This window comes from Skermanella mucosa, assembly GCF_016765655.2.
Classification (GTDB): domain Bacteria; phylum Pseudomonadota; class Alphaproteobacteria; order Azospirillales; family Azospirillaceae; genus Skermanella; species Skermanella mucosa.
On sequence record NZ_CP086106.1, the window covers coordinates 5,451,292 to 5,477,518 of the forward strand.

Consider the following 26,227-nt stretch of genomic DNA (forward strand, 5'->3'; position numbering starts at 1 on the left):
CCTGACGGGCCTCAGATCGCCTCGGCACCGGAGATGATCTCGATCAGCTCCTTGGTGATGACGGCCTGGCGGGTCCGGTTGTAGGTCAGCGTCAGCTTGTTGATCATGTCGCCGGCGTTGCGCGTGGCGCTGTCCATCGCGGTCATCCGGGCGCCCTGCTCGCTGGCGGCGCTTTCCAGCAGCGCCCGATAGACCTGGATCGACAGGTTCTTCGGCAGCAGGTCGGCGAGGATCTGGTCCTCCTCCGGCTCGAACTCGTACAGCGCCTTGGCCTCGCCCTGGTCGGCGGCCTCGGCGGCCCCGGCGGCGTCGCCTTCCGGCATGGCGAACGGGATCACCTGCTGGACGGTGACGACCTGGGTCATCGCCGACTTGAACTTGTTGTAGATCACCGACGCAACGTCGTATTCGCCGGCCTCGAACAGCTCGAGCACCTTGGCGGTGATCATGTCGGCCTCGGCGAACGACAGCCGCTTGCGCCCGATGTCCTCGTAGGACTGGACGACGGTCTTGGGATTGGTCCGGCGGAGCTGGTCGCGGCCCTTGCGGCCGACGGTCAGCACCTTGACGGTCTTCCCCTCGCTTTCGAGCCGGGCGATCTGGCGCCGCGCCTCGCGCACGATGGTTCCGTTGAAGCCGCCGCACAGGCCGCGGTCCGACGTGATGACGACCAGCAGGTGCACGTCCTGCTTTCCGGTACCGGTCATCAGCTTCGGACCTTCGCCGTTGCTCGACACGTTGGCGGCGAGCGACGCGAGCATACGGCCCATGCGCTCGGCATAGGGACGGCCGGCCTCCGCCTGCTCCTGCGCGCGGCGCAGCTTGGAGGCGGCGACCATCTTCATGGCGGCCGTGATCTTCTGCGTCGACTTGACGCTGGCGATACGGTTTTTAAGGTCCTTAAGGCTTGGCATTCGAGGCCTTCATCACACCGGGGGTTGGAGCCCTGCCTTCCTGGTCCCCGACGCCGGCTTCCTGAAATGCTTCCGGAAGCCAGCGTGCAGGAACCGCTTCGAGCTTAGACGAACACCTTGGAGAAGTTGTCGAGGAAGCCCTTCAGCTTCTCCTCGGTCTCCTTGGACAGCGCCTTCTCGGTGCGGATGGCGTCGAGGATGTTGGCCCCCTTGGAGCGGACCTCATCCAGCAGCTTCGCTTCGTACCGGTTGACGTCCTCGACCTTGACCTTGTCGAGGTATCCGCGCACGCCGGCGAAGATCGAGACCACCTGCTCTTCCACCGGCATCGGCGAGAACTGGCCCTGCTTCAGCAGTTCGGTCAGGCGGGCGCCGCGGTTCAGCAACCGCTGGGTCGAGGCGTCCAGGTCCGAGGCGAACTGCGCGAAGGCGGCCATCTCGCGGTACTGAGCCAGTTCCAGCTTGATGGTACCGGCGACCTGCTTCATCGCCTTGATCTGCGCCGCCGAACCGACGCGGCTGACCGACAGGCCGACGTTGATGGCCGGGCGGATGCCGCGGTAGAACAGGCCGGTCTCCAGGAAGATCTGGCCGTCGGTGATCGAGATGACGTTCGTCGGGATGTAGGCGGACACGTCGCCGGCCTGCGTCTCGATGATCGGCAAGGCGGTCAGCGAACCGGCGCCCTTGCTGTCGTTCATCTTCGCCGCCCGCTCCAGCAGGCGGGAGTGCAGATAGAACACGTCGCCCGGGTAGGCTTCGCGTCCCGGCGGACGGCGCAGCAGCAGCGACATCTGGCGATACGCGACGGCCTGCTTGGACAGGTCGTCGTAGACGATCAGCGCATGCATGCCGTTGTCGCGGAAGAACTCGCCCATGGCGCAGCCGGTGTAGGGCGCCAGGAACTGCAGCGGCGCCGGCTCCGACGCGGTCGCGGCGACCACGATCGAGTATTCCAGCGCGCCGGCGTCTTCCAGGGTCTTGACGATCTGGGCGACGGTCGAGCGCTTCTGGCCGACGGCGACATAGATGCAGTAGAGCTTCTTGCTCTCGTCGCCGCCCTGGTTGATGCCCTTCTGGTTCAGGAAGGCGTCGATGGCGACGGCGCTCTTGCCGGTCTGGCGGTCGCCGATGATCAGCTCGCGCTGGCCGCGCCCGATCGGAACCAGGGCGTCGATGGCCTTCAGGCCGGTCTGCATCGGCTCATGGACCGACTTGCGCGGAATGATGCCGGGTGCCTTCACCTCGACGCGGCTCATGACCACGTCGGTCAGCGGACCCTTGCCGTCGATCGGATTGCCCAGGCCGTCCACGACGCGGCCCAGCAGGCCGCGGCCGATCGGAACCTCGACGATGGCGCCGGTGCGCTTGACGACGTCGCCTTCCTTGATGTCACGGTCGTCGCCGAAGATCACGACACCGACGTTGTCGGTCTCGAGGTTCAGCGCCATCCCCTTCAGACCGTTGGGGAACTCGACCATCTCGCCGGCCTTGACGTTGTCGAGGCCGTAAACGCGGGCAACGCCGTCGCCGACCGAGAGGACCTGGCCGACTTCGGCGACATCCGCCTCATTCCCGAAATTCGCGATCTGTTGCTTGAGGATCGCGGAAATCTCCGCGGCGCGGATTTCCATCAGCCAACCCCTTTCATGGCGATTTGCAGCTTGTTCAGCTTGGTGCGCACGGAGCTATCGACCATGCGCGAACCGACTTTGACGATCATGCCACCGATCAAGGAGGGGTCGACGGTGACCCGGACCTCGATCTTGGACCCCATCTGGGCCCTGAGGACATCGGTGAGGGCCTGGACCTGAGGATCGGACAGGCGGTAGGCCGAGGTCACGTCGGCGGTCATCTGACCGCGGCGGCGCGCCAGTTCGGCCAGGTAGCCCTCGATCATGCCGCGCAGCGCGAACAGCCGGCGGTTCTGGGCGACCAGACCGATGAACCGCTGGGTCAGCTCGGATACGCCGGCCTGTTTGAGGAGAGCGCCCATCGCCCGGCTCTGGTCGCCGCGGGACAGCACGGGGCTGCGCACCATGCGGTCCAGTTCGGGACTCTCGACGAGCATCTGCTTGATGGCGGCCAGATCCTGGGCGACCTGGTCCAGCGCCTTGTTTTCGTCCGCAAGCTCAAACAGGGCAGTCGCGTATCGCCCTGCCAGCCCGGATACTCCTGTACCTTCGGATGCCACGCGGTACCTCGGTTCGGTCCATAGACCTTGTTGATTTTTAGGGCCTTGGAGGAGAAGACATGCGTCGGGCAGGCCCCCTCCCCTGACGGCGAGCGGTCACATAACACAGGGAGCGGGTGCGCGCAACCGACTCAAGTCCAGCAAAACCGGGCAGTTGGGGCCGAAACGCTCCCGGCTTTACCGTTCCGGTGGCCTCTCCGCCCAGCCTGCGACACTAAGGCCGGGGCAAGGGAGCGATCCGCCCTCCGATTAAGCGCAAATTAACTTTGGATGCGCATCATTGGTGGTGCCGCCGGCTGGCGGCGCGGCGACCGGTCCCGCCGGCATCGCCACTTCGGATTTTCCCTCTGATCACGCCACCGGATCACCTGACCATGACCGTCGTCGCCTTCAGCCTGGCCCGCTTCACCCCGGCCGACCTTGCGGAGTTCTACGAGATCGCCCGGCCGCGCATGGAGCGCGGACTGTGGGCCGGCGTGTCCCGCCAGACCAGCCCCGACGGCGACCTGCTGCTGGTCACCTTCCCTCACATGGACCGCCCGGTCTTCCGGTTCGAGCGCGACCGGCGGGGGACCTATACCCTTTGGTTCCACGACCGCCAGGGCTGGCACAGCATCGGCTCCGGCTCCACCTCGACCGAGTGCCTGTCGATCTGGCGCACCCGCCCGGCCCGCGTCCCGGCCCCGGCGCTGCGGGAGGCGTGAGGGCGGCTCAGCGGGACCGGCCGCCGTTCCGCTGGCTTTCCACGAAGGCGCGCAGCACGGCGTTCATGCGGCTCTGCCAGCCGCGCCCCTGGGCCTTGAAGAAATCCACCACCTCGGCGTCGTAGCGCACCGTGACCTGGCGCTTGTTCTCCCGCGACGGCAGGGGAAAGGGAAAGCCGGGCACGGAAAGCTCCTCCCAGTTGTCCGGCACCGCCAGATCGGGATCGGAAGCGATCTGGGCCTCGATCTCCTCGTCGGTATCCTCGCGCGACCAGTCGGTTCGATCCTCGCCCCTCGCGATCATCGCGTCAATTTCCGATGCCGTATACCGTACGGTATCGTCTCTCTTCACCATACCTTGCCCTCCTGGCGGAAATGATCCGGATGCGCTCTTCCCGGATCGTCCAGACCACGGCAAAAAACTTGTCCTCGATCCGGCCGACACTGACCCAGCGTTCTTCCGCGCCACGGGCCGAAGGATACATGACCACCGGTCTTCCATCGAAAAGCTCGCGCATGCGGAGAAAATCCACGCCACGAGTTTCCAGCTTCGCTTGCCGCTTAGCCTCGGACCACTCGAACTCCAGGTCCATGACGCCTCGCGTGTAGGTGCATTGTAGTTACAAATAGAGCTGAATCGCAAGGCTGGCCTATAACACTTTCGATGGGCCGAACACAATCGCAGGCTCCCTATAGAAAGCTGTAGGGGTCGATATCCACCTGCACCCTGACCGTCCCCGGCACCTCCACCCGCGCCAGCCAGTCGGCGATCAGCGGTTGGACCGACACGGCGCGGGGCGCCTTCAGCAGCAGCCTCCGCCTGTGCCGGCCGCGCAGCAGGGCATAGGGCGCCGGCGCGGGTCCCAGCACCTGGACGGTTTCGGACCTCGGCGCCACACGCCCCAGGGCCCGGGCGACGGCGTCCACCGCCCCCTCCTCCTCGCCGGACACGATCAGCGCGGCCAGCCGGCCGAAGGGCGGCATGGCGTGGACATGGCGTTCCTCCGCCTCGCGCTCGTAGAAGGAATCCCGGTCCCCCGACACCAGCGCCTGCAACACCGGATGCTCCGGCATGTAGGTCTGGAGGAAGACCCGTCCCGCCCGCTCCGCCCGCCCCGCCCGGCCGGCGACCTGCTGGAGAAGCTGGTAGGTCCGCTCGGCCGCCCGCAGGTCGCCGCCGCCCAGGCCCAAGTCGGCATCGACCACGCCGACCAGCGTCAGCATGGGAAAATGGTGGCCCTTCGCCATCACCTGGGTGCCGATCAGCAGGTCGATCTCGTGGTCCTGGACGCGGCGGACCATCTCGCGGATCGCATGCGGGCCGACCAGGCTGTCGCTGGTCATCAGCGCGGTGCGCTGGTCGGGGAACAGCTGGGTCACCTCCTCGGCGATGCGCTCCACGCCGGGACCGCAGGCGGTCAGCGAGCCCTCGGCGCCGCAGGACGGGCAGACGTCCAGCAGCTTCACCGTGAAGTCGCAGTGGTGGCATTGCAGCTTGCCGGCCAGCCGGTGCTCGACCAGCCAGGCGGTGCAGTTCGGGCATTGCAGCCGGTGGCCGCAGTTGCGGCACAGGGTCAGCGGCGCATAGCCCCGCCGGTTGAGGAACAGCATACCCTGTTCGCCAGCCGCAAAGGTCTCGGTCAAGGCCTGGACCAGCGACGGCGCCAGCCAGCGGTTGCGCGGAGGGCGGTCCAGCCGCAGGTCGATCAGCTTCATCTCCGGCATGCTGGCGCCGCCGTGGCGGGCCGGCAGGTCGATCCGGCCATAGCGGTGGGACTCGGCGTTGATCGCCGATTCGAGCGACGGAGTCGCCGAGACCAGGACGATCGGGATGCCGGCCAGATGCGCCCGCGCCACCGCCATGTCGCGGGCGTTGTAGATCACCCCGTCCTCCTGCTTGAACGAGGGATCGTGCTCCTCGTCGATCAGGATCAGGCCCAGCTCGGGATAGGGCAGGAACAGGGCGGACCTCGCTCCCACCACCACGCGCGCGGCGCCGGTCGCGACGTCCCGCCAGGTGGCGCGCCGCTGGGCTCCGGACAGGTCGCTGTGCCACTGGTGCGGCGGCGCCCCGAAGCGGAGGGCGAACCGCTCCAGCCATTGGGCCGACAGGGCGATCTCCGGCAGCAGGACCAGCACCTGCCTGCCTGCCTCCAGCGCTGCCGCGATCCCTTCGAAATAGACCTCCGTCTTGCCCGACCCGGTGACGCCGTCCAGCAGGGTGGCGCTGAAGGCGTCGGCCGCGACGCGGGCGCGCAGGGCAGCCGCCCCGACAGCCTGCTCGCCCGACAGATGGGGGCCGGGAAGGCTCCAGTCCGGAAGCGGCAGGTCGCGGGTGGGATGCAGCAGCACCGGCTCCAGCACCCCGGCGTCGGCCAGCCCGCGGACGACGCCGACGCTGCATCCGGCATCCAGCGCCAGTTCGGCCGGCGGACGCGGCGGACCGTCCGCCAGAAGGTCGAGCACCCGCCGTCGGGCCGGGGTCATGCGCAGCTCGGCCAGCCGCCCGGGATCGCCCAGGCGATAGGCGGTCACCGGCTTGGGCGGCTCCATCCCGCCGATCGCGCTCAGCGCCATGCGCAGGACGGCGCCGGGCGGCGCCATGGTATAGGCCGCCACCCAGTCGATGAAACGCCGCTGGATTTCCGGCATCGGCGGCACGTCGAACCGCTGGGCGATCGGCCGCAGCTTGCCGTCGGCCACCTCCCCCGCTCCCGGCCCCCAGACGACGCCCAGCAGGTGGCGGGGGCCGAGCGGCACCTCGACATAGTCGCCGGGAGCGATGTCGAACCCGGCCGGCACCTTGTAGTCGTAGGCTTCCGGCAGAGGTAGCGGCAGCAGCACGGCGACCCGCTTCGGGGCCGAGGGCCGCGCCTCCGCGCCGTCGCCGAAATCGAATCCGGGGGCGGAACTGGAACCCTGGTCCACCATGGGCTAGAGTGTTCCCGAGTTTCCGGGCCGGCCGCCGCCCAGGCGCCCGCCGCAATCGCCGCTTCGTTTTTTCAAGGATCTTTTCCTGATGAAGTTCTTCATCGATACCGCCGACCTCACCGAAATCCGGGACCTCGCCGATACCGGCCTCCTGGACGGTGTTACCACCAACCCTTCCCTGGTTGCCAAGTCCGGCCGCAACTTCATCGAGCTGGTCAAGGAAATCTGCCAGATCGTTCCCGGCCCGGTTAGCGCCGAGGTCGCCGCGATCGATTTCGACACCATGCTGGCCGAGGGCAAGTACCTTGCGACCCTGGCGCCGAACATCGCGGTCAAGGTGCCGCTGACCCCGGCCGGGCTGAAGGTCTGCAACATCCTGTCGTCCGGCGGCACGATGGTCAATGTCACCTTGTGCTTCTCCGCCGCGCAGGCGCTGCTGGCGGCCAAGGCCGGCGCCACCTTCATCTCCCCCTTCGTCGGCCGGCTGGACGACATCGGGTATGACGGGCTGTCGCTGATCTCCGACATCGTGCAGATCTACGACCAGTATCCCGGCATCACCACCGAAGTGCTCGTCGCCTCGATCCGCCACCCGATCCACATCGTCGAGAGCGCCAAGATGGGCGCCCACGTCGCGACCATGCCGCCGTCGGTGCTGCGCCAGCTGTTCAAGCATCCCCTGACCGAGAAGGGCCTGGACCAGTTCGTCGCCGATTGGGCGGGCACTGGACAGACGATTCTGGACAAGGCCGCCGAGTAGGCTCACAACGTTAACGCCTGATGGAGTAAGTTCCGCTCGGAACGGGCATGGAGTTCGACAATGGGAGAGGGCCGACGCTGATGGCTCGGGAAACCGGACATAGCCAAAGGACGATGGACGCGCTGACTGCGGAGGATGTCGCGGCTTATCTGCGCGAACATCCCGATTTCCTGACCCAGCACGCCGACCTTGTCCAGCACCTGACGCCTCCGGCCATGGCGCACGGCAAAGGGGTGGTGGATTTCCAGTACTTCATGGTCGAGCGGCTTCGGGGCGAGGTCGGGCGCCTGAAGGAGCAGCAGCGGGAGCTGATCACCACCACCCGCGCCAACATCAACAACCAGAACCGGATCCACGCCGCCGTGCTGTTCCTGCTGGACGCGCGGTCGTTCGAGCAGCTGATCCAGACCATCACGACGGATCTGGCGGTTCTGCTGGACCTGGACGTGGCCGGCCTGGTGGTGGAGGCGAACGGCGAGGACCGGCCGCACGTACACACCTCGGGCGTACGGGTGGTCGAGGCGGGTACGGTCGACGGCTGGCTCGGCCGGCGCGACGTGATGCTCTATTCCGACACCCGCGGCGATCCGGCGATCTTCGGCGCTGCGGCCGGGCTGGTGCGCTCCCAGGCGCTGATCCGCATCCAGGTCAGCGAGGATACGCCGCCGGGGCTGCTCGCCTTCGGCAGCCGCGATCCCGACATGTTCCATTCCGGCCAGGGCACCGAACTGGTCTGCTTCCTGGGCCGGGTGATCGAGCGCAGCATCCGGGCATGGCTCGACCTGCCGGAGTAATCGGCTTCTCCTGCGCCGAGGACGTCACGGCGGCCATAGCCGCCTGGCGCCGCTGGCTGGAGATCGAGAAGCGCGTGTCGCGCCACACGCTGTCGGCGTACACCGCCGACCTCTCCGGATTCCTGGAGTTCCTGACCGGATATCATGGCCGCCCGCCGGCGCTGAACGACCTCAGCGCCGCCCGGCTGATGGACTTCCGTGCTTGGCTGGCCCGGCAGGCGGCGGACGGGCTGGGCACGGCGAGCCGGGCGCGAGCGCTGTCGGGCATCCGCAACTTCTTCCGCTGGCTCGACCGCAGCGGGCGCATGCACAATGCCGCCGTCGGGCTGATCCGGGCGCCCAAGCTGCCCGACCGGCTGCCCAAGCCCCTCACGGTGGCCGACGCCGCGGCGTTGCTACCCAATGCCGAGGCCTGGGCCAACGAGCCCTGGGTCGGCAAGCGCGACCGCGCGCTGTTCACCCTGCTCTATGGCTGCGGGCTGCGCATCGACGAGGCGTTGAGCCTGAACCGGCGCGACATGCCGGCCGACGATACCCTGATGGTGACGGGCAAGGGCAGCAAGCAGCGCATGGTGCCGGTGCTGCCGGTGGTGCGCGACGCCCTGGCGGACTACGTCGCCGCCTGCCCCTATGCCCTGTCCGCCGACGGGCCGCTGTTCGTCGGCGTGCGCGGCGCCCGGCTCCAGGCCGCCGTCGCCCAGAAGCAGATGCGGGAGATCCGGCACCTGATGGGCCTGCCCGACACCGCGACTCCCCACGCCCTGCGCCACAGCTTCGCGACCCACCTGCTGGCCGACGGCAGCGATCTGCGGGCGATCCAGGACCTCCTCGGCCACGCCTCGCTGTCGAGCACCCAGCGCTATACCGAGGTGGACGCGGACCAGATGCTGGGCGTCTACGACAACGCCCACCCCCGTGCCCGGAAGAAGACCACCGAGGATTAATGGCCGAGGATTAACGGCCGAGGATTGGCGGCCGAGTATCAGCGCTTGTCGCCGCCTCCCATGTCGCCCAGGACGAGCAGGGCCACCGGCCCCAGCGCCACCATCAGCCCCTGGGAGACGAAGGCCAGCCCCCAGGCCAGCTGGCTGCTTCCACCGCCCGCCGCGTCCAGGACCACGCCGAACATGACGGAGCCCACGAAGGCCGCCGTGAAGCCGAGGAAGGAGTGGACCGCCATGGTGGCGCCCCGGCGGCCCGGCTGGGCGTTGGTGACGGCGCCGACGGTCAGCGACGCGCTGTCGGCCGTCACGGTGACGCCGTACAGCGCCACCACGCAGACCGCCAGCCAGAACGGCAGGCTCGCCGCGAAGCCGACGCCGCAGGCCAGCACCGCCGACCCCGCCATGATCGCGATCAGGACGCGGCGCCGGCCGTACCGGGTCGCGGCCTCGTTGCCGAGGATGCTGGCCGGTAGCCCCAGCAGGAGGATGACGGTACCGATGGTCGTCACCACCGCCGGCACGCTTCCGTCGGGCACGGTCCCGGCGTTGGTCGCCAAGGCGAAGGCGAGGAAGGCCACCAGCCAGGCCCGCAGGCCGAACAGCTCGTAGCAGTGCGCCGAATAGGCCAGGATGTAGCCCATGGCCGCCCGGTGGCGCAGCACGGGCCGGAAATCCAGCAGCGCCGTCTCGGCCGCCGGACGGTCGGCCGGTGCCCGCGGTATTCCCCACCAGGCCAGCGCAAGCGCCACGGCGGTCGCCGCCGAGGAGGCCAGGAAGGCTGCCCTCCAGCCGAACTCGGCCCCCGCCAGCCCGGCGATCAGCACGGACGCGCCGGAGCCCAGAGCGTAGCTGGCCGTGTAGAAGGAAAGATAGCGCCCCTGCCGCGGACCGGCGGTATGGTCGGACAGGATGCGCAGCCCGGGCATATAGGTCCCGGCCAGACCCACGCCGCCCAGGGCGCGGAACAGCATGGCGGTCCAGAACCCGTCCGCGAACAGGGCGAAGCCCAGCAGCGCCAGGGCGGCCAGCGCCGTCGAGAACAGGTATATCCGCCGGGGATCGATCCGGTCGGTCAGGGTGACCAGGACCGGCACGGCGGCCACGTAGCCACCATGGAACACGCCGTTGATCCAGCCGGCCTCCACCGTGCCCAGGCGCCACTCCGCGAAGAAGGTCGGCAGCAGCGCCGGAAAGCTCATGGTGCCGGCCATGCCGAGGACCTCGGCAAGGCACAGCACCAGGGCCAGCCGGCCGGGAGAAGCCCTCCCGACCGCCGGTCCGGATGGCGCCGGATCAGATGTGGAGGGCTCGGCCATCCACCGCCAGGGCCGCTTCCTTGACCGCCTCGTTCAGGGTCGGGTGGGCGTGGCAGGTCCGCGCGATGTCCTCGGCGGACGCACCGAACTCCATTGCCAGGGCCAGCTCGGCGATCAGGTCGCCGGCGCTGGCGCCGACGATGTGGACGCCCAGCACGCGGTCGGTCGCGGCGTCGGCCAGCATCTTCACGAAACCGTCGGTCATGCCGAGCGCGCGGGCGCGGCCGTTGGCGGTGAAGGGGAACTTGCCGACCTTGTACTTAACGCCGGCGGCCTTCAGCTGCTCCTCCGTCTTGCCGACGGTGGAGGCTTCCGGCCAGGTGTAGACCACGCCGGGAATGGCGTCGTAGTTGATGTGGGCCGACTGGCCCGCGATCAGCTCGGCCACCGCGACGCCCTCGTCCTCGGCCTTGTGGGCCAGCATCTGGCCCTCGATCACGTCGCCGATGGCATAGACGCCGGGAACGTTGGTCTCCCAGTGGTGGGTGGTCACGATCCGGCCGCGCTGGTTGATCTCGACGCCGATCTCCTCCAGGCCCAGCCCGGCGGTGTAGGGCCGGCGGCCGATCGCGACCAGGACCACGTCGGCCTCGATCTGCTGCGCGTCGCCGCCCTTGGACGGCTCGACCGTCAGGGTGACTCCCTCGTTGCCCACCGCGGCCGCCGTGACCTTGGTGTTCAGCTTGAAGGTCATGCCCTGCTTGCCCAGGATGCGCTGCATCTGCTTGGACACCTCGCCGTCCATGCCGGGCAGGATGCGGTCCAGGAACTCGATGACGGTGACTTCCGCGCCCAGCCGCCCCCAGACCGAGGCCATCTCCAGCCCGATCACGCCGCCGCCGATCACCGCGAATCGCTTGGGCACCTCGGCCAGTTCCAGCGCGCCGGTGGAGGTGACGATGCGCTGCTCGTCCACCTCGACGCCGGGGACCGGCATGGATTCCGAACCGGTGGCGATGATGATGTTCTTGGCGCCGACCGTCTCGCTGCCGCCGTCGCCCTCGATCGTCACCTCGTTCCTGGCGGAGATGCGGCCGCGGCCCTTCAGCCAGTCGACCTTGTTCTTCTTGAACAGGAACTCGATGCCCTTGGTGTTGTCGTCGACGACCTTGTTCTTGTTGGCCATCATCGCGGGCAGGTCCAGCTCGACCGACCCCAGCTTGATCCCGTGCGACGCGAAGCTGTGCTTGGCTTCCTCGAACTTCTCCGAACTGGTGAGCAGCGCCTTGGACGGGATGCAGCCGACATTGAGGCAGGTGCCGCCCAGTGTCTTGCGCATTTCCACGCAGGCCGTCTTCAGGCCGAGCTGAGCTGCGCGGATCGCGGCGACATATCCGCCGGGACCGCCGCCGATGACTACAACGTCGTAGGTTTTCTCAGGCATTTTTCTTCTTCGCCTCCGTGGGCAGCTCGCGAGCGTGGCCGTGCTTTGCGGATGCGATTTATGGCCTCTGGAGCGGTCCGTGGCAATCGTCGTGACAGTCACAAGTCCATGGAAATGCCCGAAAACCTTGATATCCGGCGGGTCTCGCGCCGCGCAGGGCAGCTACGCGGCGATGGGTCGCACGCTCGCCGCCGGAGCCATGGCATCGCCGTAAATCTTCCTTAACCGGGACGGCGCTCATCATGGATGCGCAATGGGACGGAGCGCATAGGACGTCGCATTCCGGCACACATTTGAAGCAAGAACATGGCCGACGAGACGTTTCATCAGACCCAGCACGATCTGGCGAGGACGCTGATCCGTACCTTCTACGAGGCGCTGGCGGTCCAGTTCGAGCGCAAGGACCACATCACCCGCGACGAACTGGACCGCGCCTTCACCCTGATCGAGGGGTTCTGGCCGAAGACGCTGCCCGCCTTCAAGGCCAATTGCCGGCTGTGCCTGGACAAGCACGGCGCCCGCGCCTACAACCCCGACGCCCGGCGCAAGGACTTCCTGACCCGCTTCGTCTTCTCTCTCCTGATCACCAACATCCCGTCCCGCATGGACCCGATCAGCGGCAAGTATTTCCCCCAGGTCATCGTCCGCGGCATCCAGCGCAACGTCACGACCCTGTTCAGCAACGCCGAGTACGAGATGCTGAACAGCCAGGCCCAGGCGATCTTCGCCACCATCGGGACCGACGACGATACCCAGATGTGGCCGCTGATCAGGGCGGACGAGACCATGAGCATGCTGGCGGACAAGATCTTCATCCGCATGCTGCTGCGCTTCAGGCAGTTCAACCACCAGCGCCAGACCTTCACCGCGGCGATCGTCGGTAGCATCGAGCCCAGCGTCTACAAATTCACCGACCAGGATTTCTGTACCGTCTTCGAAGTGATGTTTAGCCGCTACGAGTCCCTGATCCGCACGCCCGAGGGGCGGATCAAGATGGACGTCTATTACGGCGACGGCACGGCGGACGGGATCTCCAGCATCTTCTTCGCCTTCGAGCAGTTCAAGAAGGATCTGGCCGCCCGCGAGGGCCGGACCAAGGGGATGCTGTCGGCGCGCCGCCGCTAACCCCGGGTGATTTCGGTAGGATTTTATTAACCATACAGCGGCCATTCTCCCTCTGGTTGATTTGCCAGTTCGGGGAACCCATGACCTGCATCGTTGGATTGATCGAAGGCCGCCGCGTATGGATGGGCGGCGACAGCGCCGGAGTTTCCGGTCTGGACATCACCGTGCGCGCCGACCCCAAGGTCTTCCGCAACGGCGACTTCCTGATCGGCTTCACCAGTTCGTTCCGCATGGGCCAGCTGCTGGCGTTCCGGCTGCGTCCGCCGAAGCGGCCCGAGGGGATGGACGTGTTCAGGTTCATGGTCACCGACTTCGTGGACGAGGTCCGGAACTGCCTGAAGGAGGGCGGCTACGCCCAGCGCAACAACGACGCCGAACAGGGCGGCAGTTTCCTGGTGGCCTACGAGGGTCGGCTGTTCTCGATCCAGAGCGATTACCAGGTCTGCGAGACGACCCGCGGCTTCCACGCGATCGGCTGCGGCGCCGACTACGCGCTGGGCTCGCTGGCCTCCACCGCCGGCCAGCCGGCCGAGCAGCGCGTCCGCAAGGGGCTGGAATGCGCCGAACTGCTGAACGGCGGTGTCCGAGCGCCTTTCCGCATCGAATGCCTGGACGCCGAGGAGGACAACCTGACCCTGCCGCTGCTCAGCGCCGTGGCTTAGCCCGGTTCGGAAGGCCCGGTTCGGAAGATAGCCCGGTTCAGAAGATGGTCTGGCCATGACCGACATATTGCGGCGCCATGACGCGGAAGCGTGACCAGACCTTCTTGAGGTTGGGCTGCTGGACGGGCTTGAGCAGGTAGTCGTCCGCCCCCATGGACCGCGCGTCGCGCACGGTGTCCATGGATGCGTCCGACGTCACCATCACCACATAGGCGTCGCGCCGCAGCGCCTTGATCGCCTTCAGCGCCTGGATGCCCGTCATGTCCGGCATGTGGACGTCCAGGAAGACGATGTCGAAATATTCGCGGTTGCAGGCCTCGACCGCCATCCGGCCGTCGTCGGCGCCGGTCACCATGCTCTCGATCCCCAGCAGGTCGAGCCCGCGCTTCAGCAGCGCCTGGCCGGTGCGGCTGTCGTCGGCGGTCAGCACGGCGAAGGGCCGCCGGATCTCCTCCAGGCTGGTCATGATCCGGCTCAGCGACCCGGCGCTGATCGGCTTGGTCACGAACCCCAGGGCGCCGTAATCCTGGGCGGTCCCGCTGGCGGCCGCGCTGGTGTCCGACGATATCATGAACACCAGCGCGCAAGCATCGTACGACCGGATCGCGTGCAGCACCTGCAGCCCGTCCATTCCCGGCATGTGGATGTCGAGCAGCACGAGGTCGTACCGCCGCGCGCGGTAGGCGGCCAGCGCGTCGGTCCCATTGTCCACTTCGGTGAACTGGAAGCTGGTGCCCGGCCAGACGAAATTGCCCTTGATGAGCGCCCGCATGGCCCGTGAATCGTCGGCCAGCAGGACTTGGACCTTGGCGGGAAGCTTCACGGCTCGCCGACCCGATGCTCGATGATTTGAACCACGATGAACCGCCCCAGGAATGGATGGACCAGATTAACCGCGACGCCGCCCGCAGGGGATGCGGTATGGTGGCCCACCGCCTCGGGTCCGCGCTCGGCCACGGAAGGCAGCGACAGGACGGCGGCGCCGCGGACCAGCCCCTTCACGTTTCCCGCGACCGTGTTGCACAGCTCGGCCACCACGTCGGTCCGCTCGGCGGGCGTGGTCTCCTCGGCGGGGATTCCGAACAGGGCGGAGGCGAGGCAAGCCGCCAGCGGCGCGGGCACCCGGAAGGCGACGGTACCGTTCCAGGCGCCGGAAATCCTGGCCTGGGCAAGCACGACCCGCGCGTCGGTCCGGCTCAGCGTCGGCGACGGCGGCTCCGGAAACGACGCCAGCGCCTCGGCGACGAAGGCGGTGACCACCTCCTCGGTGATGCCGTGCTCCAGAGCGTTCATGCTGCCTTCCGCCCCTGCCCGATGGGGATAGAACGACGCCCCGGCCATGGGATGGCCGGGGCGTGGACTTCAACTGCGCCGTGACGCGGGATCAGACATCCAGCAGGATGCGCTGCGGGTCCTCGATGCACTCCTTGACGCGGACCAGGAAGGTCACCGCTTCCTTGCCGTCGATGATGCGGTGGTCGTAGCTCAGCGCCAGGTACATCATCGGGCGGGCCTCGATCTTGCCGTTGACCACCATCGGGCGCTCCATGGTCTTGTGCATGCCCAGGATGGCCGACTGCGGCGGGTTGATGATCGGGGTCGACATCAGCGAGCCGTAGACGCCGCCGTTGGAGATCGTGAAGGTGCCGCCGGACAGCTCCTCCATGGACAGCTTGCCGTCCCTCGCCTTCTTGCCGAGCGCGCCGATGGTCTTCTCGACCCCGGCGAAGTTCAGCTTGTCGGCATCGCGCACCACCGGAACCACCAGGCCGCTCGGCGTGCCGACGGCGACGCCGATGTCATAGTAGTTCTTGTAGATGATGTCGGTGCCCTCGATCTCGGCGTTGACCGCCGGGAGCTCCTGGAGCGCCGTGATGCAGGCCTTCACGAAGAAGGACATGAAGCCCAGCTTGACGCCGTGCTTCTTCTCGAACACGTCCTTGTAGGAGTTGCGCACGGCCAGCAGGTTGGTCATGTCCACCTCGTTGAAGGTGGTCAGCATGGCCGCGGTGTCCTGGGCCTCCTTCAGGCGCTCGGCGATGCGCTGGCGCAGGCGCGTCATGCGGACGCGCTCCTCCTGGGCGGCACGGGCGCGCGGGCCGGCCGGAACGGCGGGCTTCGGCGCCGGCTTGGCCGCGGGGGCCGGAGCGGGGGTGGCCGGCATCTCGGTCGGGCGGCTCTCCAGGTAGCGCAGCACGTCTTCCTTGGTCAGGCGGCCGTCCTTGCCGGTCGCCTGGATGTCCGACGCCTTAAGCTTGTTGTCGTCGATCAGCTTGCGCACCGCCGGGGACAGGGTGTCGTGCTGCTCGGCGGCCGGGGCGGCGGGAGCGGCCGGCGCGGGGGCCGGGGCGGGCTCGGCCTTGGCTTCCGGCTTCGATTCCGCGGGCTTGGCGGCCGGGGCGCCGGCGCCGTCGGACAGGGTGCCCAGCAGGGCCCCGACCTCGACCGTGGCGCCTTCCTCGGCGACGATCTCGGCCAGCGTGCCGGCGGAGGTGGCGTTGACCTCCAGCGTGACCTTGTCGGTTTCCAGCTCCAGCAGGGGCTCGTCCATGGCGACCGAGTCGCCGACCTTCTTCAGCCACTTCGCGACGGTGGCTTCGCTGACCGATTCACCGAGGACGGGGACCGTGATTTCCAGGGCCATGATTTCAAACCTTTTTATGTGAGCGGTTCGCTCGGATTTGTTGGGAAGTGCGGGGGGCGGCCGCCGGGCGGCGCCCCCCGCAGGTCCGGTTACTTGACGGTCAGCGCCTCGTCGACGAGCTGGGCCTGTTCGCGGTTGTGCCGCTTCAGCAGGCCGGTCGCCGGGGAGGCCGCCTCGATGCGGCCGGCATAGAGCGGACGGCTCGCCTTGAGCTGGGCCGCCACCATGCAGTCCTCGAGCCGGCGGTCGATGAAGGTCCAGGCCCCCATGTTGCGCGGCTCTTCCTGGCACCAGACCACGTCGGCGTTGGCGTAGCGGGACAGCTCGCGGGTCAGCGAGGTGCGCGGGAACGGATAGAGCTGCTCCAGCCGGACGATCGCCACGTCCTTGATGCCCCGCGTCTCGCGCTCCTGCAGCAAGTCGTAATAGACCTTGCCGGTGCACAGGACGACCCGCTTGACCTGATCGTCGGCGACCAGCTCGTACGGCTCGCTCAGGATGCGGTGGAACGAGGTGCCCGGACCGAAATCCTCCAGCTTCGACACCGCCAGCTTGTGGCGCAGCAGCGACTTCGGCTCGAACACGACCAGCGGCTTGCGGAAGTCGCGGCGGACCTGCCGGCGCAGCGCGTGGAAATAGTTGGCCGGCGTCGTGCAATTCAGGATCTGCCAGTTATCCTCGCCGCACATCTGCAGGTACCGCTCCAGCCGGGCGGAGCTGTGCTCCGGCCCCTGCCCCTCGTAGCCGTGGGGCAGCAGCATCACCAAGCCGGACATGCGCAGCCACTTGGACTCGCCCGAGCTGATGAACTGGTCGATGATCACCTGGGCGCCGTTGGCGAAGTCGCCGAACTGCGCCTCCCAGATCACCAGCTCGTGCGGCTCGGCCAGCGAGACGCCGTACTCGAAGCCCAGCACCGCCGCTTCCGATAGCGGGCTGTCGTGGACCTCGTAGATCGCCTGCCCGTCGCGGATGTTGTTGAGCGGGATGAACCGCTCCTCGGTCTCCTGGTCGACCAGAACCGAGTGGCGCTGGGAGAAGGTGCCGCGGCCGACATCCTGGCCGGACAGGCGGACCGGCGTGCCCTCGACGCACAGGGTGCCGAACGCCAGCGCCTCGGCGGTCGCCCAGTCGATGCCCTCGCCGCTCTCGATCGCCTGGGCCTTGGCCTTGAGCTGGCGGGCGATCTTGGAGTTGATCTTGATGTGCTTCGGCTCGGCCGAGATCGCCTTGCCGACCTCGCGCAGGACGTCCAGCTCGACCGCGGTGTTGCCGCGGCGGTCGTCGCCCGACGCCGCCTCCAGGCCCGACCACTTGCCTTCCAGCCAGTCGGCGCGGTTGGGCTTGTAGTGGCTGGCGACCTCGAACTCGTCCTCCAGCTTCTTGTAGAAGTCGGCGACGATCTTCTCCGACTCCTCGGCCGTGATGACGTTCTCGTCGACCAGCTTCTTCGCGTAGATCTCGCGCGTCGTCGCGTGGCTGCGGATCGCCTTGTACATCAGCGGCTGGGTGAACGCGGGCTCGTCACCCTCGTTGTGGCCGTGGCGGCGGTAGCAGAACAGGTCGACGACCACGTCCTTCTTGAACTTCTGGCGGAACTCGATCGCGATCCGCGCGACGTGGACGACCGCCTCCGGGTCGTCGCCGTTGACGTGGAAGATCGGCGCCTGGATCATCTTCGCGACGTCGGTGCAGTACGGCCCCGAGCGCGAATAGCTCGGCATCGTGGTGAAGCCGATCTGGTTGTTGATGATGAAGTGGATCGTGCCGCCGACGCGATAGCCCTTCAGCTCGCTCATCATCAGCGTCTCGGCCACCAGTCCCTGGCCGGCGAAGGCCGCGTCGCCGTGCAGCAGGATGCCCAGCACCTCGTCGCGGCTCTCGTCGGTCGGCGGGACGGTGCCGCAGCGCTGGATCTGCTTGGCGCGCACGCGGCCGATCACGACCGGGTCGACCGCTTCCAGGTGCGACGGGTTCGGGCTCAGCGACAGGTGGACGGAGTTGCCGTCGAAGTCGCGGTCGGACGAGGTGCCCAGGTGGTACTTCACGTCGCCCGAGCCCTGGACGTCCTCCGGATGGGCCGAATTGCCCTGGAACTCCGAGAAGATCGCCTTGAACGGCTTGCCCATGAAGTTGGCCAGCACGTTGAGACGGCCGCGGTGGGCCATGCCGAGCACGACCTCGCGCAATCCCAGCTGGCCGCCGCGCTTCAGCACCTGCTCCATGGCGGGCATCAGGGCCTCGCCGCCGTCCAGGCCGAACCGCTTGGTGCCGGTGTATTTCTTGTCGAGGAAGCGCTCGAAGTTCTCGGCCGCGGTCAGGCGCTCCAGGATCGCCTTCTTGCCGTTGACCGTGAAATCGGTGTGGTTGCGGCCGCCCTCGATGCGCTCCTGGATCCAGGCCTTCTGCTCGGGGTCCTGGATATGCATGAACTCGACGCCGATGGTGCCGCAATAGGTCTTCTTCAGCACCTCCAGGATCTGGCGCAGCGTCGCCGTCTCCATGCCGAGGACGTTGTTGATGAAGATCGGGCGGTCCCAGTCGGCGTCGGTGAAGCCGTAGGTCTTGGGATCCAGTTCCGGATGCTGCTCGCGCTTCTCCAGCCCCAGCGGGTCAAGGGTGGCCTGGAGATGGCCGCGGACGCGGTAGACGCGGATCAGCATCAGCGCCCGCAGGCTGTCCAGCGTGGCGGCACGGAGCTGGTCCTGGTCGATCACGGAAGCCGGCGCCGCGGCGCCGTTCGGGGCGGCGTGGCCGTTGGCCTTGGCCTGCGCCGAACCGTTCGGCTTGGCGGCGGGGGCGGGTTCCTCGCCGATCACCGCCGTGGTGTTGGGCGCCCAGCTCGCCCCGCGCAGTTCGTCCAGCACCTCCCGCGCGTCGTCGTTCAGTTCGCCGAAGAAGCTGCTCCAGCTCTGGTCGACGGACTGCGGGTCCTTGAGATAACGGGCGTACAGCTCGGCGATGAAAGTGGCGTTCGAGCCGAAAAGGAACGATGACTGATCAGGGGTCGCTGCGGTCGCTGACATTTTGTTAATGACGCGGGCGTTGGCGCCCGCGCCCTCTTTCTGGCAAGGGTTTACGGCTCCGGCGGGTCGGTCGGGGACCGGCCCGGGCTGATCGGGATCAACCCTTCAGAGCCTTCAGCATGGTGCTGCCCAGGCTGGCCGGGCTGTCGGCAACGTGGATGCCGGCGGACTTCAGCGCCTCGACCTTGAAGTCGGCGGTGTCGTTGCCGCCCGAGATCACGGCGCCGGCATGTCCCATCCGGCGTCCCGGAGGAGCGGTGCGCCCGGCGATGAAGCCGACGACCGGCTTCTTCGTCTTGCTGTCCCTCAGGAATTCGGCTCCCTTGACCTCGGCGTCGCCGCCGATCTCGCCGATCATGATGATGCCTTCGGTCTCCGGATCGTCCAGGAACAGCTCCAGGCTGTCCACGAAGTTGGTGCCGTTGACCGGGTCGCCGCCGATGCCGATGCAGGTCGACTGCCCCAGGCCCGCCGCCGTGGTCTGCGCCACCGCCTCATATGTGAGGGTGCCGGAGCGGGAGACAACACCGATCTTGCCGCGGCGGTGGATATGGCCGGGCATGATGCCGATCTTGCACTCGTCCGGGGTGATGACGCCCGGGCAGTTCGGCCCGATCAGGCGGGTCTTGGAACCGGCCAGGGCGCGCTTGACGGTCACCATGTCGAGGACGGGGATGCCCTCGGTGATGCAGACCACCAAGGCGATCTCGGCGTCGATCGCCTCCAGGATCGCGTCGGCCGCGAACGGCGGCGGGACGTAGATCACGCTGGCGTTGGCGCCGGTCGTGTGGACCGCCTCGGCGACGGTGTCGAACACCGGCAGGTCGAGGTGCTTGGTGCCGCCCTTGCCGGGGGTGACGCCGCCGACCATCTGCGTGCCGTAGGCGATCGCCTGCTCGGAGTGGAAGGTCCCCTGCGCGCCGGTGAAGCCCTGGCAGATGACTTTCGTTTGGGAATTGACGAGGACAGCCATTTACGCCGCTTCCTTCACCGCTTTGACGACCTTTTCCGCCGCATCCGCCAGATTGTCGGCGGACAGGATGGGGAGGCCCGATTCACTGAGGATCTTCTTGCCCAGGTCGACGTTGGTGCCTTCGAGGCGGACGACGAGCGGGACATGGAGGGAGACTTCGCGGGCCGCGGCGACGACGCCCTCGGCGATCACGTCGCAGCGCATGATGCCGCCGAAGATGTTGACCAGGATGCCTTCGACGTTCTTGTCCGACAGGATCAGCTTGAACGCGGTGGTCACCCGCTCGCGCGTGGCACCGCCGCCGACGTCGAGGAAGTTGGCCGGCTCGCCGCCGTACAGCTTGATGATGTCCATGGTCGCCATCGCCAGGCCGGCGCCGTTGACCATGCAGCCGATCGAGCCGTCGAGCTTGATGTAGTTGAGGCCGTGCTTGGCGGCTTCCAGCTCGGAGGCTTCCTCCTCGTCGGCGTCGCGCAGCTCCTCCACGTCCTTGTGGCGGAACAGGGCGTTGTCGTCGAAGTTCATCTTGGCGTCGAGCGCGATGATGTCGCCGGCGCCGGTCACGACCAGCGGGTTGATCTCGACGATCGAGGCGTCCAAGTCCACGAAGGCCTTGTACGTCGCCAGGATCAGCTTGACCGCGGCGTTCACCTGCTTGCCTTCCAGGCCCAGGCCGAAGGCGATCTTGCGGGCGTGGAAGCCGGAGATGCCGGTCGCCGGGTCGACCGCGACCTTCAGGATCTTCTCCGGCGTGTTGTGGGCGACCTCCTCGATCTCCATGCCGCCCTCGGTCGAGGCCATCACGGTGACGCGGGAGGTGGCGCGGTCAAGCAGCAGGCCCAGGTACAGCTCGCGCTTGATGTCGCAGCCTTCCTCGATGTAGAGGCGCTTGACTTCCTTGCCGGCCGGGCCGGTCTGCTTGGTCACCAGGACGTGGCCGAGCATCTCCTTGGCGTTGGACGCGACGTCCTCGACCGACTTGACGACGCGGACGCCGCCCTTGCCGTCGGGATTGTCGGCGAAGCGTCCGGCGCCGCGGCCGCCGGCGTGGATCTGGGACTTCACCACCCAGACCGGCCCGCCCAGCTCCTTCGCGACCTGTTCGGCCTCGGGAATGGTATAGGCGACGCCGCCGCGCGGCACCGACACACCGTATTTTTTCAGCAGGTTTTTGGCCTGATATTCATGAATGTTCATGGACGTCCGTCTATCTGATGGCGGCTATCTGGTGACGGGTGGCAAACGAGGCACCCCGGCTTAAGAATACCTGGCCCGTACCGTCGGGATCGCGGGGGTGCCGGCCGCTCAGTCTAGCACCCTCCGCGCCCCGATTGAACCGGGCCCGGCCGTACCGGCTATGCCGGACGGCCAGTCGGGATACAAAAAAGGCCGCCCGGAGCGGCGGCCTCCCGAAGGCCGCTGTCAGGCGGACTTCTCGCTTTCCATCTTCTTGACGACCTCTACCAGGGTCTTCACGGCCCCGACCGAGTGGTCGAACATGGCCTTTTCGTCGGCGTTCAGCTCGATCTCGACGATCTTCTCGACGCCGCCCGCGCCGATCACCACCGGCACGCCGACATACATGTCGTCCACGCCGTACTGGCCGGTCAGGTGGGCCGCGACCGGCAGGACGCGCTTCTTGTCCTTCAGGTAGCTGTCGGCCATCGCGATGGCGGAGGCGGCCGGGGCGTAGAAGGCCGAGCCGGTCTTCAGCAGCTTGACGATCTCGGCGCCGCCGTCGCGGGTGCGCTGGACGATCGCGTCGAGCTTTTCCTGGGTGGTCCAGCCCATCTTGACCAGGTCGGGGAGCGGGATGCCGGCGACGGTGGAGTAGCGCACCAGCGGCACCATGGTGTCGCCGTGGCCGCCCAGCACGAAGGCCGTCACGTCCTCGACCGAGACGTTGAATTCTTCCGCCAGGAAGGTCCGGAACCGCGCGCTGTCGAGCACGCCGGCCATGCCGACCACCTTGCTGGTGGGCAGGCCGGATGCCTGCTGAAGCACCCACACCATCACGTCGAGCGGATTGGTGATGACGATGACGAAGGCGTTCGGGGCGTACTTGCCGATGTTCTCGCCGACCGTCTTCATCACGCCGGTGTTGATGCCGATCAGGTCGTCACGGCTCATGCCGGGCTTGCGGGGAACGCCGGCGGTCACGATCACGACGTCGGCGCCCTCGATGATCGAGTAGTCGCTGCCGCCGACCATCCTGGCATCGAACCCCTCGACCGGGGCGGACTGGGCGATGTCCAGCGCCTTGCCGTCCGGCATGCCTTCCGCGATGTCGAACACGGCGATGTCGCCGAGTTCCTTCAAGCCTGCCAGCAGGGCGAGCGTGCCACCGATCTGGCCGGCGCCGACGAGCGCGATCTTATTGCGTGCCATGAAGCGTTCCCCAAGTGTTGCCGAGCATTGTTTACGAGGGAGCGAGGGTCGCTTTGGTCCGGGCCGGCCGGTCCTGAGATCGGCCCTCAAATCCGCGCGGCTACGTACTCCGATTCCGTGCCGAGGGCAAGGGGGACGGGCCGGGCGTAACCGAGCGCCGGTTGAGTAGCACCCGCTCACGACCATCGCGCCGACCCTCCCCGGAATCGCGCTTCGGGAACCCTCGGGCCGCGCTTAAGGTTTGGATGGTAATACCAAATTTGGCTGAGGAGAGCGCTCATGTTGACCTGGACTTCCCGCTTGTGCGGTGCGGCGGCACTACTCGCCGCCTCGCTGCCGGTACAAGCCCAAGTGGTATCACCATCGCCCGGGGCGGCCCCCGATCCGGCCTCCCGGCAGGCCCAGCCGACCCCGCCCGCCTTCACCTCGGTGACCCCCGGCTCGGATGCCGCGGAAACCTTCGAATGCAGGTCCCTGCTGACTTTGCTGCGGGTCGACATACCCTCCTGGGAGCGCGCGACCGCCTGGTTCCTGGAACCGTTCGTCCGGGACCAGCCGACGCTCGAACAGCTCGCCGCGCGCCAGCGCTGCTTCGACGTCATGGCCTCCCCGGTCGTCACCTTCCAGGAAAACGTCCCGGTCGAGCGGCCCGTGGACCGGGTGCCGCGTCCGGGCATGTGAGCACCGCCGGTCCCCGCGCGCAGGCTCCCGAGGGGCGCCCGGAAGGCCGTTCCGGGACGCTTCGGGAGCAGTTTCCGGTTGTGGCGGCAGATTGACGCAGTGCCCGAAAGTCGGCCGGATCGGGGGCGGTTTGGACAGATTTGTATAGCTTGCCGCCCTTGGCAAGCAACTTCCCGCCGGAAGGCTGGCAGTTCCGGCAATCTTCGCATCAATACCCGCCGGAGAGGCATCCCGGGGCCTCAGCCGATCCGGCCGAGCGCGGGCACGGCGTCGAGCAGCCATCCCGCCACCGTCGGCATGGCTCCCGACAGCATCAGCGCGCCGGTGCCGATCAGCGACAGGCCGATGCCCCCCTCGATCATCGGCATATGCCGCCGCAGCCGTTTCGCGAGGCGGAGGAACGGCCGCACCGCCAGGGCGGCCGCCAGGAAGGGAATGCCGATGCCGGCCGCGTAGACGGCCAGCAGCAGCGCGCCGCGCGCCGCGTCGGCCTCGCCGCCGGCGACGAACAGGATGGCGGCCAGCACCGGCCCCACGCAGGGCGTCCAGCCGAAGGCGAAGGCCAGCCCGACCACATAGGCGCCGGCCAGGCTTCCAGCCACCCGGCTCCCCGGATCGATCCGCCAGTCGCGGTACAGCGCGGTGACGCGGAAGACGCCGAGATAATGCAACCCGAGCAGGACGATCATCGCGCCGGCGATCCGGGACAGCGGCTCCAGATGGTCCGCGACCAAGCGGCCCAGCGCCGAGGCCGTGGCGCCCAGGGCCACGAAGACCGTCGCGAAGCCCAGGACGAAGGCCAGCGCCGCCGCGAAGACGCGCGCCTGCGTCCCCGGCGGCGGCCCGCCGCCGCCTTCTCCGTCCGTCCCTTCCCCGCCGGTCAGGCGGTCGAGCGAGACGCCGCCGAGGAAGCACAGGTAGGCCGGCACCAGCGGCAGCACGCAGGGCGAGGCGAAGCTCAGCAGGCCGGCCGCCAGGGCGCCGGTCCAGGTGATGTCGATCCCCATCGGCGCGATCCCGGAAGACGATCCCCCGAACCGGGGCTCAGAAGCCGCTCACCTTGACGGTGTCGTTCTCGGGGATGTTGACGACCTGCCGGCGCTCGATGAAGCTGCGCACCAGGTCGTAGACCGGCGGCCCCTCCGTCCCCTCGTTCACCGAGGCCCATCCGGCCACAGCATAGCTCGCCGAGGCGTCGATCGCCTGCCCGGTCCGCAGCAGGGTCAGGGCGCCGATCCTCTGTCCCATGGGCTTGGAAACGTCGATCGCGTAGCCCAGGCCGCCCACCCGCACCATGTCGCCGCCCTGCTGGTAATAGGGGTCGGGGTTGAACAGGTTGTCGGCGACGTCCTCCAGGATGTCCTTGATCTGCGCCCCGGTCATCTGCATCCGGTAGGCCGCGGGATAGGTTATGGCCGTCTGGTTGTAGACGTCGTCCATGGTGATGTCCTGGCCGGGAAGCAGCGTGGCGCCCCAGCGGAAGCCCGGCGACAGCGAGATCTCGGCGTCCCGCTCCTCGATCAGCGCCCGGCAGATCAGGTCGTCCCAGGTGCCGTTGAAGTTGCCCCGCCGGTACAGCAGCCCGTCGGTCCGTCCGACCACGCGGGAGAGCTCGGGCTTGAAGGGGGCCCGCAGCCCCTCGATCACCCCGGCCATGTCCGGGTCGGGCGCGATGGCGTCGGAGAACACAGGGATCAGCTGGAACCGGTAGTCCTTGACTTCCCCGCCCCGCACGTCGAGGTCCAGCCGCGACAGGAACTTGCCGTGCGAGCCCGACGCCACGATCAGCGTCCTGCCGACCGGCACCACCGCCGGGACCGCGTCATGGGTATGGCCGGACAGCACCACGTCGATGCCGGCGACCCGGCTCGCCAGCTTGCGGTCCACGTCGAACCCGTTGTGCGACAGCAGCACGACCAGCCCGGCGCCCTCGGCCCGCGCCGCCTCCACATGCTTGCGGACCAAGTCCTCGCGGATGCCGAACGACAGCGTCGGGTTCATGTAGCGCGGGTTCGCGACGGGGGTATAGGGGAAGGCCTGGCCGACCACCACGATCTTCACGCCGCCCCGCTCGTACATCTCGTAGGGCTTGAAGGCCTGCTCGTCCCACTCGGTGTCCAGCACGTTGCCCGCGACGAAGGGACAGCCCAGTTCCTCGATCAGTTCCTTGACCCGTTCGGTGCCGTAGGTGAACTCCCAGTGGAAGGTGCAGCCCTCGACCCCCAGAGCCTTCAGCGCCGCCGCCATGTCGCCGCCGCGGGTCTTCAGCGCGCCGTAGGATCCCTGGAGGCTGTCGCCGCCCTCCAGCAGCAGGGTCTTGCCCGGCCGCTCGGCGCGGATCGCCTTGACCAGGGTGGCCATGCGGTCCAGCCCGCCGACCCGGCCGTACTCCGCCGCCAGCCCGGCATAGCCTTCGCTGGAGAAGGCGTAGGCCTCGGCCGAGCCCTGCCGGATGCCGAACTTCTTCAGGAAGGCGTCGCCGGTGACGTGGGGCGCCACCCCGGCCGCCTCGCCGATGCCCAGGTTGACCGACGGCTCGCGGAAGAAGATCGGCACGAGCTGGGCGTGGATGTCGGTGACGTGCAGCAGGGTCACCGTGCCGACGGGATCGAACCGGAGCAGCCCGTCCTGGGTGATGGCTCCCTCGGCGATGGCCTGGCTCAGCGAGCCGGAAAAGCCGGTCAGGGTGGTGGCGGCCGCTGCCACCTGCAGGAAATCGCGGCGATTGAACATCGCTTCCGCCTCTTGGATATGTCTTCTCGTGGACAGGCGCTCGGGACGGGCGGC

General features: G+C 67.9%; 24 protein-coding genes. 7 read left to right on the forward strand and 17 right to left on the reverse strand.

Annotation, left to right across the window (positions count from 1 at the left end; all coding sequences use genetic code 11):
* Nucleotides 1-11: 11 nt before the first annotated feature.
* The 3 genes from JL100_RS25255 to JL100_RS25265 form a co-directional block, all read right to left on the reverse strand.
* Nucleotides 12-914: a F0F1 ATP synthase subunit gamma gene (locus tag JL100_RS25255; RefSeq protein ID WP_202680632.1), complete on the reverse strand. Its 903-nt coding sequence runs from the start codon at nucleotides 912-914 to the stop codon at nucleotides 12-14.
* A gap of 104 nt (nucleotides 915-1,018) precedes the next feature.
* The gene (gene atpA / locus JL100_RS25260) at nucleotides 1,019-2,548 is read right to left on the reverse strand and encodes a F0F1 ATP synthase subunit alpha (protein ID WP_202680633.1); all 1,530 of its coding nucleotides are present in this window, start codon (nucleotides 2,546-2,548) and stop codon (nucleotides 1,019-1,021) included.
* Entirely contained in the window at nucleotides 2,548-3,108 is a 561-nt protein-coding gene (locus tag JL100_RS25265; RefSeq protein WP_202680634.1) for a F0F1 ATP synthase subunit delta, read from the reverse strand. Before JL100_RS25265 ends, atpA begins: the two co-directional genes overlap by 1 nt.
* Before the next feature lie 374 nt (nucleotides 3,109-3,482).
* On the opposite strand from JL100_RS25265, the gene JL100_RS25270 reads away from it, so the two are divergent.
* Entirely contained in the window at nucleotides 3,483-3,812 is a 330-nt protein-coding gene (locus tag JL100_RS25270; RefSeq protein ID WP_202680635.1) for a hypothetical protein, read from the forward strand.
* A gap of 7 nt (nucleotides 3,813-3,819) precedes the next feature.
* Here the strand turns inward: JL100_RS25270 and JL100_RS25275 are convergent, their stop codons facing one another.
* The 3 genes from JL100_RS25275 to JL100_RS25285 form a co-directional block, all read right to left on the reverse strand.
* A complete protein-coding gene (locus tag JL100_RS25275) occupies nucleotides 3,820-4,116 on the reverse strand; it encodes a BrnA antitoxin family protein (protein WP_201074528.1) in 297 nt (98 codons plus the stop codon).
* Nucleotides 4,117-4,120: 4 nt separating this feature from the next.
* Nucleotides 4,121-4,405: a BrnT family toxin gene (locus JL100_RS25280; RefSeq protein WP_202680636.1), complete on the reverse strand. Its 285-nt coding sequence runs from the start codon at nucleotides 4,403-4,405 to the stop codon at nucleotides 4,121-4,123.
* A gap of 97 nt (nucleotides 4,406-4,502) precedes the next feature.
* The gene (locus JL100_RS25285) at nucleotides 4,503-6,743 is read right to left on the reverse strand and encodes a primosomal protein N' (protein WP_202680637.1); all 2,241 of its coding nucleotides are present in this window, start codon (nucleotides 6,741-6,743) and stop codon (nucleotides 4,503-4,505) included.
* Nucleotides 6,744-6,831: 88 nt separating this feature from the next.
* On the opposite strand from JL100_RS25285, the gene fsa reads away from it, so the two are divergent.
* The 3 genes from fsa (at nucleotide 6,832) to JL100_RS25300 (ending at nucleotide 9,241) form a co-directional block, all read left to right on the forward strand.
* Complete coding sequence (gene fsa / locus JL100_RS25290) at nucleotides 6,832-7,503, forward strand: fructose-6-phosphate aldolase (RefSeq protein ID WP_202680638.1); 672 nt, start codon at nucleotides 6,832-6,834, stop codon at nucleotides 7,501-7,503.
* A 113-nt stretch (nucleotides 7,504-7,616) separates the two neighbouring features.
* A complete protein-coding gene (locus JL100_RS25295) occupies nucleotides 7,617-8,297 on the forward strand; it encodes a DUF484 family protein (protein ID WP_228420903.1) in 681 nt (226 codons plus the stop codon).
* Nucleotides 8,276-9,241, forward strand: a complete 966-nt coding sequence (locus JL100_RS25300) for a tyrosine recombinase XerC (RefSeq protein WP_202680639.1) — start codon at nucleotides 8,276-8,278, stop codon at nucleotides 9,239-9,241. The genes JL100_RS25295 and JL100_RS25300 overlap by 22 nt, the downstream gene beginning before the upstream one ends.
* Nucleotides 9,242-9,279: 38 nt before the next feature.
* On the opposite strand, the gene JL100_RS25305 is transcribed toward JL100_RS25300, so the two are convergent.
* On the reverse strand, nucleotides 9,280-10,557 hold the full coding sequence (locus JL100_RS25305; protein ID WP_228420904.1) for an MFS transporter: 1,278 nt from the start codon (nucleotides 10,555-10,557) through the stop codon (nucleotides 9,280-9,282).
* The gene (gene lpdA / locus JL100_RS25310; protein ID WP_202680640.1) at nucleotides 10,535-11,941 is read right to left on the reverse strand and encodes a dihydrolipoyl dehydrogenase; all 1,407 of its coding nucleotides are present in this window, start codon (nucleotides 11,939-11,941) and stop codon (nucleotides 10,535-10,537) included. Before lpdA ends, JL100_RS25305 begins: the two co-directional genes overlap by 23 nt.
* 306 nt (nucleotides 11,942-12,247) lie before the next feature.
* Here lpdA and JL100_RS25315 point away from each other — a divergent pair, with 306 nt between their 5' ends.
* Nucleotides 12,248-13,066, forward strand: a complete 819-nt coding sequence (locus JL100_RS25315; protein WP_202680641.1) for a hypothetical protein — start codon at nucleotides 12,248-12,250, stop codon at nucleotides 13,064-13,066.
* An 80-nt stretch (nucleotides 13,067-13,146) separates the two neighbouring features.
* On the forward strand, nucleotides 13,147-13,728 hold the full coding sequence (locus JL100_RS25320) for a hypothetical protein (RefSeq protein ID WP_202680642.1): 582 nt from the start codon (nucleotides 13,147-13,149) through the stop codon (nucleotides 13,726-13,728).
* Nucleotides 13,729-13,765: 37 nt separating this feature from the next.
* Here JL100_RS25320 and JL100_RS25325 read toward each other — a convergent pair whose 3' ends face one another.
* The 7 genes from JL100_RS25325 to mdh form a co-directional block, all read right to left on the reverse strand.
* On the reverse strand, nucleotides 13,766-14,551 hold the full coding sequence (locus tag JL100_RS25325; RefSeq protein WP_202680643.1) for a response regulator: 786 nt from the start codon (nucleotides 14,549-14,551) through the stop codon (nucleotides 13,766-13,768).
* Nucleotides 14,548-15,021 carry a chemotaxis protein CheX gene (locus JL100_RS25330; RefSeq protein ID WP_202680644.1) on the reverse strand — a complete coding sequence of 158 codons (474 nt, stop codon included), beginning with the start codon at nucleotides 15,019-15,021 and terminating at the stop codon, nucleotides 14,548-14,550. Before JL100_RS25330 ends, JL100_RS25325 begins: the two co-directional genes overlap by 4 nt.
* Before the next feature lie 91 nt (nucleotides 15,022-15,112).
* Nucleotides 15,113-16,372: a 2-oxoglutarate dehydrogenase complex dihydrolipoyllysine-residue succinyltransferase gene (gene odhB / locus JL100_RS25335; protein WP_202680645.1), complete on the reverse strand. Its 1,260-nt coding sequence runs from the start codon at nucleotides 16,370-16,372 to the stop codon at nucleotides 15,113-15,115.
* A gap of 89 nt (nucleotides 16,373-16,461) precedes the next feature.
* Entirely contained in the window at nucleotides 16,462-19,398 is a 2,937-nt protein-coding gene (locus tag JL100_RS25340; RefSeq protein WP_202680646.1) for a 2-oxoglutarate dehydrogenase E1 component, read from the reverse strand.
* A 97-nt stretch (nucleotides 19,399-19,495) separates the two neighbouring features.
* Nucleotides 19,496-20,371, reverse strand: a complete 876-nt coding sequence (sucD, locus tag JL100_RS25345; RefSeq protein WP_202680647.1) for a succinate--CoA ligase subunit alpha — start codon at nucleotides 20,369-20,371, stop codon at nucleotides 19,496-19,498.
* On the reverse strand, nucleotides 20,372-21,568 hold the full coding sequence (sucC, locus tag JL100_RS25350) for an ADP-forming succinate--CoA ligase subunit beta (RefSeq protein WP_202680648.1): 1,197 nt from the start codon (nucleotides 21,566-21,568) through the stop codon (nucleotides 20,372-20,374).
* A 225-nt stretch (nucleotides 21,569-21,793) separates the two neighbouring features.
* Complete coding sequence (gene mdh, locus JL100_RS25355) at nucleotides 21,794-22,759, reverse strand: malate dehydrogenase (protein WP_202680649.1); 966 nt, start codon at nucleotides 22,757-22,759, stop codon at nucleotides 21,794-21,796.
* 279 nt (nucleotides 22,760-23,038) lie between these two features.
* Between mdh and JL100_RS25360 the strand changes: the two genes are divergently transcribed.
* Nucleotides 23,039-23,440 carry a hypothetical protein gene (locus JL100_RS25360; RefSeq protein WP_202680650.1) on the forward strand — a complete coding sequence of 134 codons (402 nt, stop codon included), beginning with the start codon at nucleotides 23,039-23,041 and terminating at the stop codon, nucleotides 23,438-23,440.
* A gap of 239 nt (nucleotides 23,441-23,679) precedes the next feature.
* Here JL100_RS25360 and JL100_RS25365 read toward each other — a convergent pair whose 3' ends face one another.
* Both JL100_RS25365 and soxB read right to left on the reverse strand, forming a co-directional pair.
* Nucleotides 23,680-24,447: a cytochrome c biogenesis CcdA family protein gene (locus JL100_RS25365; protein WP_202680651.1), complete on the reverse strand. Its 768-nt coding sequence runs from the start codon at nucleotides 24,445-24,447 to the stop codon at nucleotides 23,680-23,682.
* Nucleotides 24,448-24,484: 37 nt separating this feature from the next.
* A complete protein-coding gene (soxB, locus tag JL100_RS25370) occupies nucleotides 24,485-26,173 on the reverse strand; it encodes a thiosulfohydrolase SoxB (RefSeq protein WP_202680652.1) in 1,689 nt (562 codons plus the stop codon).
* Nucleotides 26,174-26,227: the final 54 nt, after the last annotated feature.

Bases quoted from the DNA above. Each gene is read 5' to 3' on its own strand.
- JL100_RS25255 (WP_202680632.1), bottom strand. From the start codon at position 914: ATGCCAAGCCTTAAGGACCTTAAAAACCGTATCGCCAGCGTCAAGTCG.
- atpA (WP_202680633.1), bottom strand. From the start codon at position 2,548: ATGGAAATCCGCGCCGCGGAGATTTCCGCGATCCTCAAGCAACAGATC.
- JL100_RS25270 (WP_202680635.1), top strand. From the start codon at position 3,483: ATGACCGTCGTCGCCTTCAGCCTGGCCCGCTTCACCCCGGCCGACCTT.
- JL100_RS25275 (WP_201074528.1), bottom strand. From the start codon at position 4,116: ATGATCGCGAGGGGCGAGGATCGAACCGACTGGTCGCGCGAGGATACC.
- JL100_RS25280 (WP_202680636.1), bottom strand. From the start codon at position 4,405: ATGGACCTGGAGTTCGAGTGGTCCGAGGCTAAGCGGCAAGCGAAGCTG.
- JL100_RS25285 (WP_202680637.1), bottom strand. From the start codon at position 6,743: ATGGTGGACCAGGGTTCCAGTTCCGCCCCCGGATTCGATTTCGGCGAC.
- fsa (WP_202680638.1), top strand. From the start codon at position 6,832: ATGAAGTTCTTCATCGATACCGCCGACCTCACCGAAATCCGGGACCTC.
- JL100_RS25295 (WP_228420903.1), top strand. From the start codon at position 7,617: ATGGACGCGCTGACTGCGGAGGATGTCGCGGCTTATCTGCGCGAACAT.
- JL100_RS25300 (WP_202680639.1), top strand. From the start codon at position 8,276: ATGGCTCGACCTGCCGGAGTAATCGGCTTCTCCTGCGCCGAGGACGTC.
- JL100_RS25305 (WP_228420904.1), bottom strand. From the start codon at position 10,557: ATGGCCGAGCCCTCCACATCTGATCCGGCGCCATCCGGACCGGCGGTC.
- lpdA (WP_202680640.1), bottom strand. From the start codon at position 11,941: ATGCCTGAGAAAACCTACGACGTTGTAGTCATCGGCGGCGGTCCCGGC.
- JL100_RS25315 (WP_202680641.1), top strand. From the start codon at position 12,248: ATGGCCGACGAGACGTTTCATCAGACCCAGCACGATCTGGCGAGGACG.
- JL100_RS25320 (WP_202680642.1), top strand. From the start codon at position 13,147: ATGACCTGCATCGTTGGATTGATCGAAGGCCGCCGCGTATGGATGGGC.
- JL100_RS25330 (WP_202680644.1), bottom strand. From the start codon at position 15,021: ATGAACGCTCTGGAGCACGGCATCACCGAGGAGGTGGTCACCGCCTTC.
- odhB (WP_202680645.1), bottom strand. From the start codon at position 16,372: ATGGCCCTGGAAATCACGGTCCCCGTCCTCGGTGAATCGGTCAGCGAA.
- JL100_RS25340 (WP_202680646.1), bottom strand. From the start codon at position 19,398: ATGTCAGCGACCGCAGCGACCCCTGATCAGTCATCGTTCCTTTTCGGC.
- sucD (WP_202680647.1), bottom strand. From the start codon at position 20,371: ATGGCTGTCCTCGTCAATTCCCAAACGAAAGTCATCTGCCAGGGCTTC.
- sucC (WP_202680648.1), bottom strand. From the start codon at position 21,568: ATGAACATTCATGAATATCAGGCCAAAAACCTGCTGAAAAAATACGGT.
- mdh (WP_202680649.1), bottom strand. From the start codon at position 22,759: ATGGCACGCAATAAGATCGCGCTCGTCGGCGCCGGCCAGATCGGTGGC.
- JL100_RS25360 (WP_202680650.1), top strand. From the start codon at position 23,039: ATGTTGACCTGGACTTCCCGCTTGTGCGGTGCGGCGGCACTACTCGCC.
- JL100_RS25365 (WP_202680651.1), bottom strand. From the start codon at position 24,447: ATGGGGATCGACATCACCTGGACCGGCGCCCTGGCGGCCGGCCTGCTG.
- soxB (WP_202680652.1), bottom strand. From the start codon at position 26,173: ATGTTCAATCGCCGCGATTTCCTGCAGGTGGCAGCGGCCGCCACCACC.